Source organism: Bifidobacterium sp. LH_491, from assembly GCF_056356495.1.
Map to the genome: position 1 here is coordinate 1,178,877 of NZ_JBKEUI010000001.1, position 21,480 is coordinate 1,200,356.

A 21,480-nucleotide genomic window follows, 5' to 3' on the forward strand; every position below is an offset into this window, starting at 1 on the left:
TGCTCAATTCGGGGATGCGCGGGCGTACCATGACTGCCGTGCATGAACAGCGAGCAGTAAGCAACGAACAAACCGACGCCCAATACCGACAGATGACCCAGCGTCCCATACGCCCGCTGATCATCGGCCTGTGCATTCCGGCCATCATCTCCAACCTGGTGACCATGGGATACAACCTTGCCGACACCTATTTCATCGGCCGGCTGGGCACATCGCAATCGGGAGCGATCGGCATCGCCTTCTCCGTCATGGCCATCATGCAGGCCATCGGCTTCTTCTTCGGCAACGGCGCAGGCAATTCCCTATCGCGAGAATTGGGCAAACATAACGAATTGCGGGCCGCACGCCTGATGACCGTAGGATTGTGCTGCTCAGTGGGGTGCGGCCTCCTCATTACCGCAATCACTCTTCCCACGCTGCATGTGCTGGTATACGGCCTGGGCGCCACCACCACCATCGCTCCCTACGCCGTGTCCTATCTCACGCCGTTGCTGGTCGTCGCCCCGCTGGTATGCGGTTCGTTCACCATGAATGGACTACTGCGATACCAAGGATTGTCGGCATACTCCATGATTGGCTTGGTTACCGGTGTCATCCTCAACGCCGCCCTCGCCCCGATACTTATTTTCGTCGTCGGGTTGGGTATTTTCGGCGCGGGACTGGCCACGGCCATCTGCCAAACCTGCAGTTTCCTCATACTGTTCACCATCTGCGTGCGCACCTCAGCGGTGCGCGTATCCTGGCGGCATTGCACGCCGGATGTGCTGCTTATCCGTGAAATCATCGGAGGAGGACTACCATCCCTGCTACGGCAAAGCGTCGGATCGGTGGCCGTTACCGCCGTCAATCTGGCGGCCAACCCATTTGGCGACGCCGCCATCGCCGCCATGGCCATCGTCATGCGTCTGATGCAGTTCACCAATTCCATCATCGTCGGCCTGGGACAAGGCTTCCAGCCGGTATGCGGCTACAATTACGGTGCGGGATTAATCGCCCGCGTCACCCAAGGATACTGGTTCTGCGTACGCGTCAGCACGACGATACTGGTAGCGCTGGCCTCAACAATCGCATGGCTTGCCCCCGAACTTATCGAATTGTTCCGCTCCGATCCGCAGGTGATTGCCATCGGCGTCACCGCACTGCGTCTGCAATGCTGCACCGTGGTGATGCTGGGCGTCAATATGATGTCCAATATGATGCAGCAAACCATAGGCATGACCGCCGTGGCATCCTTCCTCGGCGTATGCCGTCAGGGTTTGTATTTGGTGCCGTTGGTGCTGCTGTTACCCCATGCCATTGGACTGTTGGGCGTGCAAATCGCCCAGCCGATATCCGATGTACTCACCTTCGCCACCACACTGCCGCTGCAACGTACCGTGCTGCGCACCATCACTCGCAGCCGCACCAACACGCGATAACTTCAGCCTACGATAAAGGCAATGGGTAAGAAAAAAGGTGGCGACCGACCCTAGTCGATCGCCACCCGAGCCATCACGCCACACGATGTCAGTGCAGCAGCACTACCACCACCGGAGCGGCAATATTGGTCATCTGCTGGACGTTGGTAATGCCCAACGTAGCCGCCACATTGGAGGCAGTCGCCTTATCCGTCTCATTTTGATACCACACCACGGTATCGTCGGGCACACTGCCGGACGGATTGGCCGCCGTGACATTGGTATAGCCGGCTGTTTGCAGCGTCTGCGCCTTCTGCCCTGCATACCCGTTAATCGACGTCGCATTCACCACGCGAATCGCCGTCTGCTTGTTGGGCTGCTCGCTGGCTGTCGTCTCGTCCTGCGTAGCCTGATTGTTGTGCGAAGAAGAGGTATCCGAAGTGTCGGACGAAGCACCGGAAGACGTGTCGTTCTGTGTGCCGCTCGCTGTGTCGTCGCCGGCATCATCCGACTGCGACTGCTGGTCGGAATCGTTGTGAGCACTCTGATTCGTCTTGTCCGACGCGCTTTGTGCCGTACTTGTCGCCGGGCGCATCAGCCTGGAAAACTCGCCGGAGAACATACCCCAGGCACCATATCCCAGTAAGGCCGCCACTACGGCCGCCACAATAAACGGCATGACCCGCACCGTTGCCGAACGCGACCCACGATGCACGCCAACCGGACCGACCGGCGGATTGTCGAAGGTGTCTTTCGGATACGACTCGTACGTTTCCTTGTCGTTACGCGCCATCAGTGTTCCTTCCTGTCGTCTACCCACGAGTGTACCGGCATCGTCGACTGCACACCACAACGGCACGCCCCGAACGCCGATATCCCCGAGATATCCACACCATCGTCACGAACCGCGCCGTCACCCACATGCCGAAAACCACACACGAGGGTAGACTCGAACCACATGAGCATGAACCGCAAACCATTGTCCGAACTCATCGAACCCGGATGGGCGAAGGCACTTGCCGACGTGGAACCCACCGTTCACCAGATGGGTGATTTCCTGCGTGCCGAACTGTACGCCGGATACCGATATCTGCCGGAAAGCCGCAACATACTGCGAGCGTTCACCATACCTTTCGACGACATCAAGGTATTGATTGTCGGACAAGACCCCTACCCCACGCCGGGCCATCCGGTGGGATTGAGCTTTTGCGTCGCCCCCGACGTGCGTCCCATTCCCCGCAGCCTAGCCAACATCTACCGTGAGCTTATGGACGACATCGGCGTTGCCGCTCCGGCAAACGGCGATTTGACGCCATGGACCCGGCAGGGCGTCATGCTGCTCAACCGATGCCTCACCGTGCGGGCCGGCCAACCCAACAGCCACGCCGGCAAAGGATGGGAAACCGTCACCCAAGCCGCCATCGAGGCACTGAACGCACGAGTCGACGAGCACGGCAACCCCAAACCCTTGGTCGCCATATTGTGGGGACGCAACGCACAAAGCCTGGCTCCCCTGCTGACCAACGCGACCATCATTGCCTCACCGCATCCCAGTCCCCTGTCCGCTTCGAGGGGATTCTTCGGCTCGCACCCGTTCTCCCGCGCCAATGAAGCGCTTGTCGCAAAGGGTGCCACGCCAATCAATTGGGCGCTGCCATCCCAACCGATTCCAGCCTGACCGATACACTACCGTCCATAGGAGCATGCGCACGACGTGTTCGACACGCGTGCCAACCAGCCAAGAAAGTGAAGCACCATGCCTTTGTTCCCCCCACAGCCGCAGCCAGCAGCCGCGTCTCAGCAACCCGCGCCAACCATGCCCGCACCGTCGGCGGCATCCCCGCTCGGCCCCGATGACATGACCCGCGCCCGCGAGCTCGCCGACCGTGTACGCGCCCGTTTCCGTCAGACCCTGGTGGGACAAGACAACCTGCGCGAATCACTGATCACCACGCTGGTTGCCGGCGGACATATCCTTATCGAATCGGTGCCAGGTCTGGCCAAAACCACGGCCGCGCAAACCCTGGCAACCGCCGTCAGCGGCACGTTCAAGCGCGTGCAGTGCACGCCCGACCTCATGCCGGCCGATCTGGTGGGCACGCAAATCTTCGATTTCTCCACGCAGCGGTTCACCACGCAGCTGGGGCCCATCCACGCCAACTTCGTACTGTTGGACGAGATCAACCGTTCCAACGCCAAAACCCAATCGGCCATGCTGGAAGCCATGGCGGAAAACGCCACCACCATTGGCGGCGAGCGCATCGCGCTGCCTTCACCGTTCATGGTGATCGCCACGCAGAATCCCATTGAGGAGGAAGGTACGTTCAATCTACCGGAAGCCCAGATGGATCGATTCATGATGCAGGCCATCATGACGTACCCCAGCGCCGATGAGGAGCAGCGCATGCTGGCCATGCTCACGGCTCGCGGCACCGACACGTTCGACGCGTCCACCCTGAGCAGCGAGCCCATTACTGTGCGTGACGTGGAGTTTCTGCGTTTCAGCGCCCGTCGCGTGCATGTGTCGCCCGCGATTTTGCGGTATGCGGTGGATATTGCCGCCACGTCGCGCGGCGCCGGTTCGCAGCCGGTTGCGGGATTGTCCCGCTTGGTGCGTCTGGGCGCCTCCCCGCGCGCTTCCATCGCGCTCACCCGCATCGGTCAGGCCACGGCGTTGCTTGCCGGACGCGACTATGTGATTCCTGAGGATCTGAAGCTGTTCGCGCATGAGGTGTTGCGCCATCGCATCGTGCTGACCTTCGAAGCGCTGGCCGATGGGATCAGTAGCGACCAAGTGGTCGATTCGATTGTTGAGGCGGTGCCCGTTCCATGATCCGCACGTCGCTTAGCGAGTACGATCGCGTACGCGCCCGTATCGAGACGCTGAGCAGCTCGCTGACCTTGCCTACGGTGCGCCGCGCGCTGGGCGTGCTGGAGGGCGAGCATGCCTCACGCTTGGCAGGTGGATCGGATGGGTTGATGGATGTGCATGCCTATGCGCTTGGCGACGAGGCACGACGTATCGATTGGAAAACCAGCGCGCGCATGGGCCGTCCCATGATTGTACGGCGTGAGCGTCTGGCCACCAGTCAGGTATGGCTGCTGATGGATGTGAGTCGTCCTATGACTTCCGTATGTGACGGTACGGAGCAGGCATGGCAGGTTGCCGCCAATGCGTTGCGCATGGTGGCGGCGTTGAGTCTTCGTCGTTCGGATGATGTGTCCCTGGTGGTCGGCGATGCGGCAAATATCACCCGTTTGCCATGCCAAGGTGGTTTTGCCCGTTTCGAGCAGGTGCTCAACGCCGCGTTGGACCGACCGTGGAACCAGTCGCGCAATATCGAAGCTTTGCTGCGTTACGCCACGCGCATCAGCGATCAGCATTGTCTGATTGTGCTGGCCACCGACGAGCATGCCATTACGGATGAGCATATGCCGTTGATCCGCCGTATCGCCCGCACACACCCACTGATATTCATCGATGTGGCGACCCGCAACCCCTTCCACCCGCGAGCGCCCCGCGTTCGTGATGGCTCCGATATCCGCCGCCGCATTCCGGCGTTCCTGGCTTCTCAAGCCAATGCCGATGATGTGCGGGTACACCGCGAATATCAGGCGGCGGCCTTGCAACGCGAATTGCGCCGCCTTGGCTCGCGCATGGTGCGCGCTGACAGCAGCCAACGTATGTTCGATGCTTTCGTGCGCATGGTGTCCCTCGGTATGACCACCATGCCGGGAGCTTCGACGAGATTGGCCACCACACGCAAAGGACGCCCATGACCGCACTTGATACGCTGCATACCTGGACCATGGCAGACAACTTGACTCCCGCCGCGCCGCTGCAGATCACCGGATGGCTTACCGCCGCACTGGTGTGCTCTATAGCGCTTGCCGTCCTTTGCGTGGCATTGTGCGTGTTCTTGTCGCGCCCCCGGCGCAATACGCCACGCGCGGCTTCGAAGGGCGCGCACAGTACCGACAGCGACATCGCTCCTTGGCGCGAACGAGTGAATGCGGTACTCGAACGTCATACCAGCGGCGACATCGACGACGTCCAGGCTTTCGGCGATCTTGCAAGTATCGCCCGTCAATTCGCTTCGCAAGCCAGTGGCCGCGATTTACATACCAGCACGCTTGCTGAATTGGATAGCGGCACACCCGGTATGAGCCGACGGCAGGGATATGATTTGCTGCGTCAAACCATCGCCGCATTGTATCCTCCTGAATTTGCCGATCCGCTCACCCACGAGCAGGCCCGCAACGTCACCGTCGAACAGGCGGCGGGATGGGTATTGGCGCTTATCGAAAGGTGGCGATCATGAACTTGTCTTGGCATTGGCCATGGCTTGCGGCGGCCGCGCTGGCACTTGCTGTCATTGTCGGCATCGTCACTGTTATCGTTACCGGACGCATGCGGCCGCAAGGCCCCGCGGTGTTCTCGCTTGACGACGATTTGAACACCGAGCACGCGGCTGGCGCGTTTCGCCGTTGGCGGATGCTCAACCGTTGCGCCGCGGCACTGGCGGCTTTGGCCATTATCTGCTGCGCCGCCATACTCGCCCGACCGCGTACCGTGAACGTGCAACGCGAGCACAGCCGCACCCGAGATATCGTCCTGTGTCTCGATGTTTCCGGTTCCGCCCTGCCCTACGATCATGAGGTTATCGACACCTATCGCTCGCTGGTGAGAGATTTCCAGGGCGAGCGCATCGGCATGAGTATCTTCAATTCCACCTCGCGCACCGTGTTCCCGCTCACCGACGATTACGCCTTGGTCGAGCGTCAGCTCGCACAGGCCAGCGATATTCTTGACGGCGTGCAATCGCAACAGGATATCGACCAGATGAGCGACAAGGATTACCAGCGTATTGCCGATTGGCTTGACGGCACGCAAAACCGCGCTGACGAAACCTCCCTTATCGGCGACGGTCTCATTAGCTGCGCCGCCATGATTCCCGGATTCGCCTATGACCGCCAGGATGGTTCGGCGTCGGAAGGCGGTCGCGAGCCGTCGATTGTGCTGGCCACCGACAATGTGGTGTCCGGACATCCCACCTATACGTTGCAGGAGGCACTTGCCATCACGGCTTCTGCAGGCATCGCCGTGGATGGATTGTATTCAGGACCGGTAGCCAGCGAACACGACGAAACCACGCAGTCCATGAAGCAGCTCATCGAAGCACAGGGGGGCACGGTACTGATGCAGTCCGATGCCGACAGTATCGCGGATTTGGTCCGTGACATCGACCGCAGGCAAGCCACGCCCAGCGAGGACGACGAGGCTGCCATTGTGGATACGCCCCAATGGTGGGTGCTGGCCTGCTCCATATGCACGGTTCTGTGGATTGCCCTGGCTTGGAGGTTGCGCCGATGAACTTGCTCCAACACTTTACCCTGCATCCGGCGTTCGGTTGGCCGATTGCCGGCGCGCTGGCAGTACTGCTGCTGGTGATGGCCGTACTATGCGTATGGATGCATCGCGCCAGACGAGGCCACAGCGATGAAACCGTGGGCGCATGCGTCCGGCGCACGCTTTTGTGCGTGCTGCTGGCCATGATGATGCTCACGCCCAGCATAGTGACGACCACCACCAGCCGTGCGGTTGCCACTACCGATGTGCTCATCGCCGTGGACGTCACCGGTTCGATGGCAGTACGCGACGCACGCTATGGCTCGCAGGATGTCATATCGCGGTTGCAGGCCGCCAGCGATGCCGTGGATGACATTACCGCCGCATACCCGCATGCCAGTTTCGCGGCCTTGCGATTCGGCGCTTCCGCTACCTTGGACGTGCCGCTAACCCCTGATACGCTAGCCATTGCAAATTGGGCCGATACGCTGTCTACCGAACCGACATCCGCTTCGGCGGGATCCACGTTGGACACCCCATTGGACACCATGTTGCTCACACTGAAATCCATCAGCGAACAGCACCCGGACGACAGGCGCGTTGTGTATCTTATTTCCGACGGCGAGCAAACCGCATCCGGCACACGACGCACCTTTTCGTCGCTGCGCCGCTACGTTGACAATGCCTATGTCATCGGCGTAGGTTCGCCTGAAGGGGGTAACGTGCCCACCAGCACCGTCAATCTCGCCGGAGATCCATCCTCGAACAACAGCGATTCCTGGGTTATCGACCCGACGACCGGACAACCCGGCGTATCCAAGCTGGACGGCGACACACTCTCGGCCATCGCCGACGAAATGGGCGGCAGCTACCTGCACGCCACCGCAACACATACGGCAGCACAGGCCATCGACTCATCCAATGAAGCATCCTGGCGAATCGACAACACCGCCAAACCACGCGTGCGCGTCGTACCCGTAGTCTGGCCGTGGGCCATCGCCGCATTCCTCATCATGATGTGGGAGACCGCCGCCTGGATCGCATTGTCAAGGAGTACCCTATGACCGGCATGACAACTTCACGCACCACCGACAAACGGCAACCAGCACCAGCAAGGGCCGGCAGGCCCGTGCGCATACTCCTGATAGTGTGCGCGACGCTGTTGATGATGCTCGCCGCATGGAGCGCTCTCAACCTTGCCGCCGCCCACACCGCCAACCGCACGAGCGAGCTACTGTCACGCACCATCGCCGACAGCGAGCGCGACGATGCGGATTGGGACGTCGTGCTCGCCCAACAGCAGCAAATTCTCGATCAATTGCCGTCCGACGCACCGTGGCATGCCCTACTGCTGCCAACCATTCAAGACACATTGGACACCAACGCCACCGTATCCCGCCAAATCATCCGCAACACACAACGCAAAATCGACGAACAAACCGGCGCACAGCATGGCTCCGCTCATAACAACGACAGCACCTCCAATGACGCAACATCCTCATCAGGTGGCCAAGGCGCTGCGTTAAGCGAGGAGCAACAACGCAAAATCGACGAGATTCTGGCCGCCAACCAGCCGCAGGGATCATCGCAGGAATCCGCCAGCCAACCAACCACGACATCGGAAGAAACCACCTCGGGCGACGTCAAGCCATGGTAAGGGATATCGAACCCGAAACGACACCTACCGACACGCCGACGGCATAGCTTTCGACCACCATGCCGGCATGCGCTGGACGCCGCGACCAGCCACATGGTGCAATGGCTGTCATGATATGCCTCACACCTCATGCACTTGCCTTGATCGATGCCCCAACCGCTACTTTGGCATCCACGCAGCCATGCACCTGCCGCGCAGAACGCGAGGACGCTGCACACACCGTGCAACGTCTGGCCCGCACCCACCGTGACACCTTGCACGAGATGCAAACGGCATTGCAACAGAACCGAATCGACACTTGGAGCGGAAAGGCCTCCCACCACTATCGCGAACGGCTTGAACAGCTGCGTCGAGCGTGCGCCGAATTGGCGCACGACAGCGATGCCATCGCCGAACTTGCCCGTGGAGCGGCATCATGAGTTGGGCGGTATCCACTATCGTAAGCGGCGGGCGTTATACGGCAGCCGACGAGGATCGCTATGACAGCACGGCACGTGTGCTCTACCACCATGCCGACGTGCTGCAAGGCGACGGCTCGCTGTGGCAGCAGTGCGCTTGGCGCATGCTTTCGGCACAGCAACGCATTCGATGGTGCGCAGCGGCAAAAACCACCAATGACGGCGGCTTTGCCCCGCCGACAGACGGCTCACACGTGCCGTCGGCATATGCCAATCTGCACGAGCGCTGCACCGACCACGCCCGGCAATGCCAACACCTCGGCAAACAACTCAACGAGCTTGCCGACTTGCTGATGCACGCCCGGTCCATGTATTCGCAGGCCGAAACAGCCACACGCACATTGCTGAACACCATCGTGCAGCATGTGGCCGGATTCGCACCATTGGCTACCGCCGCAGGCACTGCGGTGTTGGTCGGCGCCGGCATGGCACATGGCGCAATCACGCATGGCAAAAGTACCGTAGGCGACGCCTTGACCTCGACCGCTTGGGCGCAGGAAGGCTTGCTCAACGCCCTAGCGACGCCGGTGGCCTGGTGGAGCGGACGCAAGAGATCCTCCAGTGCCGTCGCCGATGCAGCCGGAGCCATCAGCGCGATCAGCGCCGGCGTCAACAACCATATGCAAGGCAATACGTTACGCGTCGAACAAGTTCATGCCGGAGCTGACGTCGTTCGCGCCAGTGCCAGCGTCACGGATGCCTTGCGGAACCTGCGCCGTCTTGCCGATGAACATCTGTTTGACACGCCGTTGCAGAGCGGACTGGACTACGGCACCATCGCCATACAATCCTACCGCCATGCCGACGGCTCGCGATCATGGCTGGTGGTGGTGCCCGGCACCGACGGACAACCCGATTCACCGTTTGGCTGGGAGCAAAATCTTGAGCTCATGAGTTCCGACCAGCGTCAACGCCGCGAGGCGGACAGCGCCCGCATGGTCGCCCAAGCCATGGAACGCGCCGGCATCGGCCGTAACGAACCCGTCGGCATCATCGGCCATTCGCAAGGCGGTATCGTCGCCGCCACCATCGCTTCCGATTGGAGCAATCGATTCAACATCCACCATATCGTCACCGCAGGCTCTCCCATCGCAAACCATCCGATTCCTTCACGAACCTGGGTCACCAGCGTGGAAATGGACAATGAACTGGTGGCTGCCTTGGACGGCAAACCCAATCCTGTCACCGATCATTGGCTCACCATACGAGGTTCGGTCCATGAATTGGCCTCACCCGCGACGCCGCCGCCACCGGCAATATCAGCGCCGAAAGCTTTTCGCTTCACCCCCGTGCATACCTCATCACACACCACGGAAATCAGCCATTGGCTGCACTATCATCAAGCGGCATACCGCAACGCCGCCGACATGGGGCTTCCCTCCGTACAACGGCACGAACGCCATTTCCGCACCATCGTGGATGGCACGCTCGAATCCACCACGTACTGGAAAGGACGCATGGAACGTGGGCATGACGGCGGCAAGCCAAGTCAGAGCGCCATCGAACGAACCGATTCCCCCGCAACACCCCAACCAAAGCCCGACGCATAGCAACCACGTTGGCAAAAAGCCGTCAAACACACCACACATCGCAATACCTGCATCGGTTTACGCCTACAAGTACGCTGGAATTATGAATCTTACGGATATTTCCCCCGCAATCGCCCTGACTTCCCTCGATGGCCGCTATCATGCGCAAACCGCCCCGCTGGTCGAATATCTCAGCGAACCGGCATTGAACCGCGAGCGCATCGTGGTCGAGGTCGAATGGATGATTCTGCTGGCCAATGGTTTCGCCGGCAACGGCAACGTACCCGTCGTCCCCGGCGTGCAACCGTTGAGTGAGGCCGAACAGGCATACCTGCGCGCCATCCCGGAACATTTTGATGCCGAAGGCATTGCCCGTCATGCCGCGCATGAAGCCATCACGCACCACGACGTCAAGGCGGTGGAATATTACATCGACGACGAACTCGATCGCGCGAGCGAAACCTTGGGCCCCGATACCCAGCTGCCCAAGCTCAAGACCTTGGTGCATTTCGCCTGCACTTCCGAAGACATCAACAACCTGTCCACCGCCCGCTGCGTCAAGCATGCCGTCGAACGCGTGTGGCTGCCGGGCGCGCAAGCCATCGTCGACCATCTTGCCGAGAAGGCACACGAATACCGTGATATGCCGTTGTTGTCGCTCACGCACGGCCAGCCGGCCACGCCCACGACGCTGGGCAAGGAGCTGGCGGTGTACGTCTACCGTCTGCACCGGCAGCTCACCCATATCCGCACGCAGGAGTACCTGGGCAAGATCAACGGCGCCACCGGCACCTTCGGCGCACACCTCGCCGCCTGCCCGGATGTCGATTGGGTGGCGCTGTCTCGCGAATTCGTCACCAATCGCATGGGTCTGACATGGAATCCGCTCACCACGCAGATCGAATCGCACGATTGGCAGGCGGAACTCTATGGCACCATCAGCCACACGAACCGTATTCTGCACAATCTGGCCGTGGACGTGTGGATGTATATCTCCCGCGGCGTATTCGCCCAGGTACCGGTGAAGGGCGCCACCGGATCGTCCACCATGCCGCACAAGGTCAACCCGATTCGTTTCGAGAACGCAGAAGCCAATCTGGAAATGTCCTGCTCGCTGTTGGACACCCTGTCCGCCACGCTGGTGGAATCCCGCTGGCAGCGCGATCTGACCGATTCGACCACCCAGCGCAACATCGGCACCGCCTTGGGCTACTCACTGCTGGCGCTGAACAATCTGCTAGGCGGTCTGCAGTCCATCCACCCCAATGCCACGGTGATCGAGCGTGAGCTTGAGGACAATTGGGAAGTGTTGGGCGAGCCCATCCAAACCGCCATGCGCGCCTGCGAGCTTGCCGGACTGCCCGGCATGGAACGGCCGTATGAGAAGGTTAAAGAACTCATGCGAGGCCATCATATCGGGCAGGATGACGTTGAGAACTTCATCGATTCCCTGGCCTTCGACGAGCGCACTGCGGAGCGCCTCAAAGCCTTGACGCCCGCCACCTACATCGGCACGGCCAACACTCTGGTCGACTACGCGCAGGCATGAGCGCAACCATCATGAGGGGCACGACGTCACACACCAGCGCCACCGGCGAGCAACCGCCACAGGTGAGCCAACCGACGTCGTCGCCCCATATCGACGATGTGCCGCCCCGTCGCACCCGCAATACCGGCGACCTGTTGCACGCCGCATTCGCCGTGCTCTTCGCGGTCGCCATCGTCGTATGCTCCATGTACCTCAAGGGCATCACCTCCGGCGTGGAATCAGATGCCCACACCGCCGGCGCGGCGGTACGCTGGTTCATGGACGTCCCGGCCTCACTGTTGCAGCAAGCCACCACTGTCGCCATCGTCATTGGCGTGCTGGCACAACTGCTGATCAGCCGTGAATGGCTGCAAAGCGCCACCTCGGTAATCGCCATGTTCGCCGCCTACGCCAGCGCCTGGGGAACATCCCTGGCCTTGTCGCACTGGGGATTGCCGCAACTTATTGGCGGACTGGACGCACTGGGCACACCAAGCGGCCCCGGACTGCTGCCCGATATGTACGCCGGTTTGAGCGCATTCCTCGTCGTCGCAGGCCCGCGTCGCTTGCACCGCACCGTCAAATGGGGATGGAACGCACTGTATACGGTGGCAGTGCTGCTGGTGGCCTTGTCATGGAATTCCATGCCCGGCAGCTGCGTCTCCTTCGCACTAGGCTGCGCCATCGGCCTGGTTATCAGATTCATCATCGGCACCCATAACCAAGGCGCTTGGGGCATGCAGCTGGTGCAAGCCCTGCGTGGCATCGATATCGAGGCCACACGTCTGTCACGTCGGGTTATGCCCGATATTATCTCCGGAACCACTCCTGCCCTGTTGGACGATGATTTGGTGGACCATTCGCGCCTGTACGACGTGACTGACGTTCAAGGACGACACTATCTTGTTTCCGTGCTCGACAGCCAATCACATATGACCGGATACATTCGTCAGCTTTGGCAATGGATCAGGCTTACCGGCGTCGCCATGCGCCGCGACCGTTCAGCAAGCGACGCATGCCATCATCACCTCGCCATGCTATTGGGATTGCGCAATGCCGGGCTGTCCGTGCCGGATGTCTACGGGACCGCCGACAGCGCCGAGTCCTCCATCTTGGTATTCGGCACCGAACACGTAGTGCGCGAGTGCAATCTCAACACACTCACCGATGAGCAAGCGCTAGGATTCATGCGCTATCTCAACGAAGCTCATCGCCGCGGATACACGCATCGCAGCATCACCCCCGATACGCTGGCCATTATGGACGAGGACACCGCCATCATCGCCGGATGGAATAATGGCGATTGCGCTAGCTCTCCCGCCAACATCGCTTTCGACAACGTGCAGCTGCTGGCGCTTATCGCCAGTTTGATTGGTCTTGATCGTGCCATCGCCTGCGCGCGTCAGGCATGGGGCGAGCAGGCAGTAATAGCCTTGCTACCCTTCGTCCAGAAAGCCGCCGTTCCCGCTGCCACCAAAGCACATGCCACATGGGACAATGCACTCATCGGCGGTTTGCGCAATCAGGTACGCGCACTGGTTCCCGACGATGCCGATGCCATCGAACCGGTGACGCTGTCACGCTTCAACCTGCGTTCCTTCGTCGCCATCGTACTGCTCATCGTCGCAGCAGCTGTGGTATTCACCCAACTGCGTCCCCGTGAAGCATTCGATGCCATCGCACACGCCCAACCCATGATGGCCATTCTATGCGTGATATGCGGCTTGCTTGCGTGGGCCGGCTCCGGACTGATGCTGGCCGCGTTCATGGATCGCCATACGCGCAGCCCATGGAATGTCTACTGTTCCCAAGCCGCTTCCGGACTTACGGCCGTTTCTATGCCTGCAGGCGTGGGCCCAGCATTCATCAACCTTCAATTCGTTCGCAAAAGCGGGTATTCGACACCTGCCGCCACCGCCATTATGAGCGCCACTTGGGTAATGCAGGCCATTGTCACCGTCGGTATGCTGCTCGGCATCGGTCTGTTCACCGGACATCACATGCTCTCCGGCATGATTCCTACCAATACCTTGGTCATGGTTATCGGTGTCGTGGTACTTGCCGGATGCACCGCCATGGCCATCCCCCCGCTTCGCCGGCTGATTACCACACGATATTGGCCCCTACTGCGCTCCTACGGCCGCACACTGGTAGACGTTATCAGCCAACCCCGGCAATGCCTAACGTCCGCTGCCGGGGCCTTAATCCTTAATCTGGCCTCCGGATTTGGCTTCTGGGCGGCGTTGATGGCATTCGGCCATGCCACCAATCCCATCGAAACCACCTTCATCTTCCTGCTGGCCAACACCCTTGGTTCCGCCGTTCCCACCCCCGGTGGTCTCGGTGCCGTGGAAGCGGCGCTAGCCTTTGGTTTTACGTCAGTTGGCGTTCCTTCAGCCGTAGCATTGTCAGCAACTTTGGTGTTCCGCGTCGCATTTTATTGGATACGTATCCCTCTTGGCGCGCTCGCCATGCAATGGTTGAACCGCCACAATCTGATATAAAACGATAAAAACCCAGAAAAAAGTAAAGAAAACCCTTGCGCAATGCGGTGTTTCCTTGGAATATGCGCTATTATCAGTTTTGAACCGTGGATATCCAAGTCCTTGGGATATCCCCCGATTAAGAAGGATGCTTCTATGGCATACAACAAGTCTGATCTCGTGTCGAAGATTGCGCAGAAGTCCAACCTGACCAAGGCTCAGGCCGAGGCCGCTGTCAACGCTTTCCAGGACGTGTTCGTCGAGGCCATGCAGTCCGGCGAAGGCCTGAAGCTCACCGGTCTGTTCTCCGCTGAGCGCGTCAAGCGCGCCGAGCGCACGGGCCGCAACCCGCGCACCGGCGAGACCATCAAGATTCCCGCCTCCTACGGTGTGCGTATCTCCGCTGGCTCGCTGCTGAAGAAGGCTGTGACCAAGTAAGGCCCCTTATGACCTACCGGTCACACGCTTACACAACCCTGACCATGGCGGTCGGGGTTTTTTCTTGCTCACGGTACAGGTGACGCTTGTCCGCGCCACTGCGCCGCCTGTACCGTGGCACACTACACCACCGGCAATGACGGGACATCATCGTGCAACGACGACAGCACGCGCCGCACCGTCGCATCGCCCTCGGCATCAAAAGGATCAAGCATCGTCACCTGCGTCAAGCCATGCGCACCATATACGCCAATATGCGTCCAATCGCATGAATACCGCGCCCCCACGGCAGCGGCCATCCGCAATATCCGACTGCGCACGGCCGCCCGGGTATCGGCAGGGGGCTCGTGAAGTGCCCGGTTTGCCTCCTGCGCACCAATCACACGTTCCATACCGCCATGTGTCAACAGCGCTTCGTATATACGACCGTGGGCCACATCATGATAATCCAGGTCGATCTGTCTGCGTTGCGCGAACGACAACATACCGCGTCGACGCTGCATCCCCTGCACCAGCCGCCGCTTGGCCACCCAATCTACCCGATGTGCCAAAACATCCCAATCCTGACGCTCCACCGCGTCCAAGAGCTCGCGCCACAACGCCATCACACGCACCACCGAGGTGCGCGGCAACGCCTGTGCAATCCGATCGCCATATCGTTGCAACGTCTCATCCACCGCTTGCCAATAACGACGCTGGACGGCCGCGGCCCATAAGCCTGACAGATCACGGCTCATGGCACGATTAGCCGCTATAGGATCTTCCATCAAGTCCGCCAAACCTGCCGGGCACACGCCGTCACGCGAGGCCTGTTCAATCATGCACAACACCAGATGAGTAATGGACAGTTTGAACCACGTGATGGTTTGCGAACGGTTGGAATCGCCCACAATTACATGCAACCGCCTAAACAGTCCCGAATCCGCATGCGGCTCGTCTCGCGTATTAATCATCGGTCTGGCATGCGTTGTCGCCGACGACACCGCCTCATCCATGAACTCCGCCCGTTGCGAGACCACAAACCCATCGTCGTATGACGTGACCATGCCAGCGCCGGTAAGCACCTGCCGACTTACCAGCATCGGTACCAATACACGGTCAAGCAATACCGACGACGCACTGCGCCGCACCAGATAATTCTCATGACAACCAAAAGAATTGCCGGCGGAATCCACATTGTTCTTGAACACATGCAATGCAGTATGTTCGCCATATTCCTGACGCAACGCGTCCTGGGCGCGCAACGCCAAACGTCGCATCACCTGTTCGCCGGCAAGATCCTGAGCCAACGCATCCAAGGGATCGCGGGTTTCGGCGGTGGCATATTCAGGATGTGCCCCAATATCAAGATATAATCGGGCGCCATTGTCCAAAAACGTATTCGTCGAACGCGCACGAGACACCACCGGCTGGAACATCACCGTCGCGGCATCCGCCGCCCCGCACGGGCGCTCCGCCCCGACAACGCCCACACCATATTCAGTTTCCACACCAAAAATACGGGCGAAAGAATCCTCTTCAGACAGCGGCACCACAGCACTGCGCGATGTCGAGCTATCGCGCAACTGCGGCATCACTGACCGCCTTGCTGCACAAAGCTGCGCACATACTCCTCGGCATTGCGCTGCAGAGTCAATTCCACATCGTCCAAAATCGCATCCAGCGAGGCGTCAACCTGCGCCAACTCGTCCTGCGCGGCACGCGCTACGATGACATCATCCACATGCTGCTCCTGCATGGCTTCGGATGCCCGCATCTGTTCCTGTGGCATATCCGCCCCTTTCCACCGCCATCCGGTATGGTGAACGCCGCCCGACATCGCGTCATACACGAGTTGACGGCGACATTATCTTACAAGTACTGCGCCAAATCGTCAGTAATTATGCCATTGGTAGCCAACACATCATTCTCACCGCGCCAGTGGATGCCGCCGCCGCCCCACTGCCTCAAGTATCCTTGCGCTTCCCACACCACAATGGCGCCGGCGGACACCGCAGCCACATCCCACTGATGCAAGTGCGGTTCGAAGTAAGCGTCGTACGTACCATCGGCTACCTTGCACAAATCCAGTGATGCAGGACCAACGCGCTTGATATCGGCAGGACGGCCCGCAATACGTGCCACCACATTCAATGCTCGTTCTGATTCCTCCGACACGTACGACATACCGAAGCTCACCACCGAGCTATCCAACGACGATGTGGTCGACGGCATAATCTTCTCACGCTTGTCGCCCAACGCCGTTTTGCGAATGCGAATTGCCCCCTGACCGCGTGCCGCCACATAAGTCAACCCCAACGCCGGTGCATGCACCACGCCGAGAATCGGCTGCGCTGAACCTTGCTCATTGAACTCAAACAAGGTCACCGTCACCGACCATTCCGGCATATTGCGCACAAAATTAATCACGCCATCAATATGCCCCACACACCAATAGCGCTCCCCCGGCTGGCATTGTGCGGGACGATCCGACCACAATCCCTGGAACATGTCGATATACGTCAAACGATTGCTGATGAAACGAATAAGACGATCATCCACACCGGACATCAACTGCGTACGGTTGTCCGCCACCCGAAGCCCGGTCAAATCCCGAGGCGTCATCTGGTCGGTCAACGCATGCTTGCCGGCATCCTGCACCACACGTACTACTTCCAACGCCAATTCACGCAATTCCATGTATCGCCCTACCTATTCCTCATTCAGCGGTCGCATACTGCACACTTACTCACCATCGGCACCGCACACCAACATCACGCCATATCTGCCACGCCGACTCTGCACACGATTCTAGTCGCATCACACGAAGGCACGCCACAGACCGATATGTCAACCAGCCAAGCCCCGGGCTATGTCAGCCGCACAAGATGCTTCCTCACATAGACGCTCGCATTCCTCGCGTCCAAATCCCAGCGCACGATCCATCAGCACATCATGCAACGCGCCATCACGCCCCCGCACCACCACCCGCGACCATGACACGGTCACCACTTGGTCGGGGAAGCGATTGAGCAATGCGGCTCGCAGCCAAGCTCGTGTATCCGACGGAGCATGCGCCATCGCCTCAGCCACCTGAGTATCATCCGCCACCACGCTCACCCGCCCGCTCATCTTGCCGGCAAGTCCTTGCTCGTCCAATCGCCCCCATTCCATATCAAGAGCCTTCAAACGGACATCCGCCCAATCCGTGTCATAACGGCGACGGGCACGTTCCAACAACTGCCATTTGAGCAGCCATTCGATGCGTCCCGCCTGTGCCGTCATCGACAGACGCTCCTCATCGTCTCCATGACGAATCGTCGCCACATCCTGCAATGCCTGCCGCCATTGGGCCATCGTTCGCACAGTCGGCCCGTCAGGCCACAACGGCTCGCCGCGTGAATCCGTACCATAGCAGCGAGCGCCCATCGCGCACACCGCCGTATACAAGGTCACCTGTATCTGCCATGCGGTCGCCTGCTCACCGCCCGCCAATTCCAACGGCACGGACAGCGTGCAGTCATGCGACACCTCATGCATCGCCGCCACCGAGTCGGCAAGCTCCACCGCCGCACGCAGCCGGGCGATCTCGTCGGCATCGTCCTCGCGCACCGCCTGTTCTGCCCACCACAGCAGCATGCTGGTGGTACCGCACGCGAGCACACGCGGCACATCAAGACAATTCGCGTCCATGGTGATGCCATGCAGCCTCCGATACGCGCCCTCGACATGAGGCTCGTCTCGTGTGTTGATAATGGGCCGGTCAAACGTCGTGTGCAATCCCACCCGCATATGAAAGAAATCGGCGCGTTGGCTGAGCTGAAAGCCTGCCTGTTCACCATGCTCGCCAAGGCCGACCCTGCCCGAACCGCAATACTGCACGCGTGTCACCCAATGGGCGCTCATCAGCCACACCAGCAGGTCGAACGGCACGGCACGCTCCACGGCGTAATTATCATGCGTACCCCAGCTCGCCCCCTTGCCGTCGGTATTGTTCCGATACACAATCATGCCCTCACCACGCTCGCGCACCCGCCGTGCCGCCTGCGCCATCAACGCATCGCCCGCCTTGGCATAAGCCAAGGCATCATACGGATTGCCGGTCTCACACGCCGCATATTCGGGATGCGCATGATCAACGTACACACGAGAGCCATTGGCGCCCACCACATTGACGATACGATGCTGCGGAGCATCCGTCAGCATATCGTTGGGCGCATATTCGCGCGCCAAACGCATGCCGCGGGCGTCGCATAAGGGATCTTCCTGCCGGTAATCCCATGGAATACGCCATGGTCTGCCGTGAGCCGCCGCCTCAACCAAGGCAAATGACAGTGCCATGGGATCGCCCGCCTGCGTCCGCGAGCGCATCACTGCATATTCCGTTTCCGTTCCCATCGCGCGTATGACGCTCATCATGCCTCGTTCCGCTATGCCATAGGTATTTGTGCCATCGGCGTCGATGCCATGCGCACCGGCCGCCACATGTATGTGACGTTTCGTGACATATGCTACGAGCACGCCCGTATGGCGTTGATCTCGCCGACACGCACGCCTGCGGTGCGCGACCATTGCGCCGGATCGGCCTGAGCGATCGAAGCGCGCGATTCGACACACTCACGACGCACCGCCTCACGCATCATCGCCGTATCCAACGCCACATCACCGCCTGCCTCAATGCTGGCCTTGACGGCGGCGGTTTTGGCGCGGTCCACCATATTGCGCAGCATGGCACCGGAAATCACATCACGCAGGTACACGGTGGACCAGGTTCCCTGATCGTCGCGCACCTGGCATATCGCCCGCTCGCTGTCACGCGCATAGGCGGCTTCCACCAGCGCTTCGCCCATGTCATGCGCCGACAGTCCCGAAGCAATCGGCAACGCATCGGTCACATATCGCGCCACAATCGCCTTCGCCTGGTTTCGGTTAGGCCGATCCACATGAATCTTGACGTCCAAGCGTCCCGGACGCAGCACCGCGGGGTCAATCATGTCCACGCGGTTCGACGCGCCGATCACCACCACGTTATCCAAGCCTTCCACACCATCCATTTCCGCCAGGAACTGCGGCACGATGGTGGTTTCCATATCACTGGACACGCCCGAGCCCCGCATGCGCAGCAGCGAATCCATTTCATCGATGAACACAATAACCGGATTGCCGGCTGCCGCACGCTCACGAGCCCGCGCAAACAACGAACGGATCAACCGTTCGGACTCACCGACAAACTTATTGAGCAGTTCGGGACCTTTCACGGACAGGAACACCCCTCGTCGGCCACTGCCCTGCGCCAAGGCATGCGCCACAGCCTTGGCAATCATGGTTTTGCCGTTGCCGGGAGGGCCGTACAGCAGCACGCCCTTGGGGGCACGCAGCCCGAAACGCTCATACAGCTCGCGATGCAGGAACGGCAGCTGCACCGCATCATGAATACGTTCGATTTGCACGTCCAAGCCGCCGATGTCATCGAATGACACGTCCGGAACCTGTTCCAACACCAAGTCGTCGCCATCCGCCTTCGGCACGATCGACAACGCACACGCAGCACCCACGTCCACCAATACTTCGTCGCCCACCTGCACCTGCGCACGCACCTTGTCAATGGCATGCACCAACGTCGCGTTGCCCGAACCATCGGTCACCACCATACGGCCGTCCTCCATCAGCTGACGAACCCGACGCAGCACGCCGACCTCATCGGCACCCCGCGTCGCCACAGCGGTCATCGCGTCATTGAGCAGCGCCACATCGCCGACCCGCACATGCCCCAACGGCACGTCGGCAGCCACCGGCACCACCATCCGAGTGCCGCCCAAAGACACCTCCACGCTGGCCCGGCGCAATCCCGAGGCATCCTGCATTACCTCATGCACCCGCACGATGGTGGCGAAACGCATCGGCGGCTGCGCCAAATGCGTCAGCTGATCCTTGATGCGCTCCAGTTCCTGACTGGCCCGACGCAAGGATTGCGCCAACGCGCGATTGCGCTCACGCAACTCGTCATACGACGGCTCGCTATGCGATTCACTCATGGTTGCCTCCACTGCGACGGTGCGCCATCAGATTGCGCACCCATCGGAACAACAGTACCGCCACAACCACGACGAACACCACGATGACCACGTCTTCGAACACGTTGAGCACGCCCAAAATCGAACACCACTGATCTCCCAGCAGGTATCCGGCACTGACCAAGATGGTGTTCCACACCGCCGAACCCAGCATCGTCCATCCGGTGAATTGCAGGAAGTTCATCTGGTTGAACCCTGCGGGAATGGAAATCAGCGAGCGCACCACGGGAATCACACGGCCTATCAACACGGACCATGTGCCGTAGCGGGTAAACCAATCATTGGCCTTGTCCACGTCCTTGCCGCTCACACCCGGAATACGGTCGACGGCACGCCGGATGCGGTGCACGCCGACCCATCGCGCAATGCCATACAGCACCCATGCTCCCACCACCGAGCCAATGGTGGCCCATATGATGGCTTCGACCAGCCCCAACGTGCCGTGCGCCGCCGTGAAGCCCGCCAACGGCAGGATCACTTCGCTGGGAATCGGCGGAAACACCGATTCGGCGGCAATGGCCAACGCCACGCCGGCACCGCCAATCGTGCTCATCAGCGACACCAGCCAATCGGTCATGGCTCCGATC

At 60.2% G+C, this 21,480-nt stretch carries 20 protein-coding genes; 13 read left to right on the forward strand and 7 right to left on the reverse strand.

The window, feature by feature from the left end; genetic code table 11:
* The first annotated feature begins 29 nt into the window (after positions 1-29).
* The gene (locus tag AC1AWK_RS04475; protein WP_476568454.1) at positions 30-1,418 is read left to right on the forward strand and encodes an MATE family efflux transporter; all 1,389 of its coding nucleotides are present in this window, start codon (positions 30-32) and stop codon (positions 1,416-1,418) included.
* An 88-nt stretch (positions 1,419-1,506) separates the two neighbouring features.
* Here the strand turns inward: AC1AWK_RS04475 and AC1AWK_RS04480 are convergent, their stop codons facing one another.
* Complete coding sequence (locus tag AC1AWK_RS04480) at positions 1,507-2,190, reverse strand: LytR C-terminal domain-containing protein (RefSeq protein ID WP_476568456.1); 684 nt, start codon at positions 2,188-2,190, stop codon at positions 1,507-1,509.
* Between the two features lie 171 nt (positions 2,191-2,361).
* Between AC1AWK_RS04480 and AC1AWK_RS04485 the strand changes: the two genes are divergently transcribed.
* The 12 genes from AC1AWK_RS04485 (at position 2,362) to AC1AWK_RS04540 (ending at position 14,840) form a co-directional block, all read left to right on the forward strand.
* Complete coding sequence (locus tag AC1AWK_RS04485) at positions 2,362-3,075, forward strand: uracil-DNA glycosylase (RefSeq protein ID WP_476568458.1); 714 nt, start codon at positions 2,362-2,364, stop codon at positions 3,073-3,075.
* Between the two features lie 78 nt (positions 3,076-3,153).
* Complete coding sequence (locus tag AC1AWK_RS04490; RefSeq protein WP_476568460.1) at positions 3,154-4,230, forward strand: AAA family ATPase; 1,077 nt, start codon at positions 3,154-3,156, stop codon at positions 4,228-4,230.
* Positions 4,227-5,177: a DUF58 domain-containing protein gene (locus AC1AWK_RS04495; RefSeq protein ID WP_476568462.1), complete on the forward strand. Its 951-nt coding sequence runs from the start codon at positions 4,227-4,229 to the stop codon at positions 5,175-5,177. The genes AC1AWK_RS04490 and AC1AWK_RS04495 overlap by 4 nt, the downstream gene beginning before the upstream one ends.
* Positions 5,174-5,719, forward strand: coding sequence for a hypothetical protein (locus AC1AWK_RS04500; protein ID WP_476568464.1), 546 nt, complete (start codon positions 5,174-5,176; stop codon positions 5,717-5,719). Before AC1AWK_RS04495 ends, AC1AWK_RS04500 begins: the two co-directional genes overlap by 4 nt.
* On the forward strand, positions 5,716-6,771 hold the full coding sequence (locus AC1AWK_RS04505) for a vWA domain-containing protein (protein ID WP_476568466.1): 1,056 nt from the start codon (positions 5,716-5,718) through the stop codon (positions 6,769-6,771). The genes AC1AWK_RS04500 and AC1AWK_RS04505 overlap by 4 nt, the downstream gene beginning before the upstream one ends.
* Entirely contained in the window at positions 6,768-7,811 is a 1,044-nt protein-coding gene (locus AC1AWK_RS04510; RefSeq protein ID WP_476568468.1) for a vWA domain-containing protein, read from the forward strand. Before AC1AWK_RS04505 ends, AC1AWK_RS04510 begins: the two co-directional genes overlap by 4 nt.
* Positions 7,808-8,404 (forward strand): DUF6466 family protein, encoded by a 597-nt coding sequence (locus tag AC1AWK_RS04515; protein ID WP_476568471.1) that lies wholly within the window; start codon positions 7,808-7,810, stop codon positions 8,402-8,404. Before AC1AWK_RS04510 ends, AC1AWK_RS04515 begins: the two co-directional genes overlap by 4 nt.
* Positions 8,405-8,514: 110 nt before the next feature.
* Positions 8,515-8,823: a WXG100 family type VII secretion target gene (locus AC1AWK_RS04520; protein WP_476568473.1), complete on the forward strand. Its 309-nt coding sequence runs from the start codon at positions 8,515-8,517 to the stop codon at positions 8,821-8,823.
* Entirely contained in the window at positions 8,820-10,412 is a 1,593-nt protein-coding gene (locus AC1AWK_RS04525) for a PGAP1-like alpha/beta domain-containing protein (protein WP_476568475.1), read from the forward strand. The genes AC1AWK_RS04520 and AC1AWK_RS04525 overlap by 4 nt, the downstream gene beginning before the upstream one ends.
* An 82-nt stretch (positions 10,413-10,494) precedes the next feature.
* Positions 10,495-11,940 carry an adenylosuccinate lyase gene (purB, locus tag AC1AWK_RS04530; RefSeq protein ID WP_476568477.1) on the forward strand — a complete coding sequence of 482 codons (1,446 nt, stop codon included), beginning with the start codon at positions 10,495-10,497 and terminating at the stop codon, positions 11,938-11,940.
* Positions 11,937-14,423 (forward strand): lysylphosphatidylglycerol synthase transmembrane domain-containing protein, encoded by a 2,487-nt coding sequence (locus AC1AWK_RS04535; protein ID WP_476568479.1) that lies wholly within the window; start codon positions 11,937-11,939, stop codon positions 14,421-14,423. Before purB ends, AC1AWK_RS04535 begins: the two co-directional genes overlap by 4 nt.
* Positions 14,424-14,558: 135 nt before the next feature.
* Positions 14,559-14,840 (forward strand): HU family DNA-binding protein, encoded by a 282-nt coding sequence (locus AC1AWK_RS04540; protein WP_476568481.1) that lies wholly within the window; start codon positions 14,559-14,561, stop codon positions 14,838-14,840.
* 122 nt (positions 14,841-14,962) lie between these two features.
* On the opposite strand, the gene AC1AWK_RS04545 is transcribed toward AC1AWK_RS04540, so the two are convergent.
* The 6 genes from AC1AWK_RS04545 to AC1AWK_RS04570 form a co-directional block, all read right to left on the reverse strand.
* Positions 14,963-16,414 (reverse strand): proteasome accessory factor PafA2 family protein, encoded by a 1,452-nt coding sequence (locus AC1AWK_RS04545; RefSeq protein ID WP_476568483.1) that lies wholly within the window; start codon positions 16,412-16,414, stop codon positions 14,963-14,965.
* Positions 16,414-16,611 carry a ubiquitin-like protein Pup gene (locus AC1AWK_RS04550; RefSeq protein ID WP_476568485.1) on the reverse strand — a complete coding sequence of 66 codons (198 nt, stop codon included), beginning with the start codon at positions 16,609-16,611 and terminating at the stop codon, positions 16,414-16,416. Before AC1AWK_RS04550 ends, AC1AWK_RS04545 begins: the two co-directional genes overlap by 1 nt.
* Positions 16,612-16,691: 80 nt before the next feature.
* A complete protein-coding gene (locus AC1AWK_RS04555; RefSeq protein ID WP_476568488.1) occupies positions 16,692-17,519 on the reverse strand; it encodes an inositol monophosphatase family protein in 828 nt (275 codons plus the stop codon).
* Between the two features lie 150 nt (positions 17,520-17,669).
* On the reverse strand, positions 17,670-19,235 hold the full coding sequence (locus tag AC1AWK_RS04560; RefSeq protein WP_476569617.1) for a proteasome accessory factor PafA2 family protein: 1,566 nt from the start codon (positions 19,233-19,235) through the stop codon (positions 17,670-17,672).
* A gap of 95 nt (positions 19,236-19,330) precedes the next feature.
* Entirely contained in the window at positions 19,331-20,854 is a 1,524-nt protein-coding gene (gene arc / locus AC1AWK_RS04565) for a proteasome ATPase (protein WP_476568490.1), read from the reverse strand.
* A complete protein-coding gene (locus AC1AWK_RS04570; protein WP_476569619.1) occupies positions 20,847-21,470 on the reverse strand; it encodes a DedA family protein in 624 nt (207 codons plus the stop codon). Before AC1AWK_RS04570 ends, arc begins: the two co-directional genes overlap by 8 nt.
* Positions 21,471-21,480: the final 10 nt, after the last annotated feature.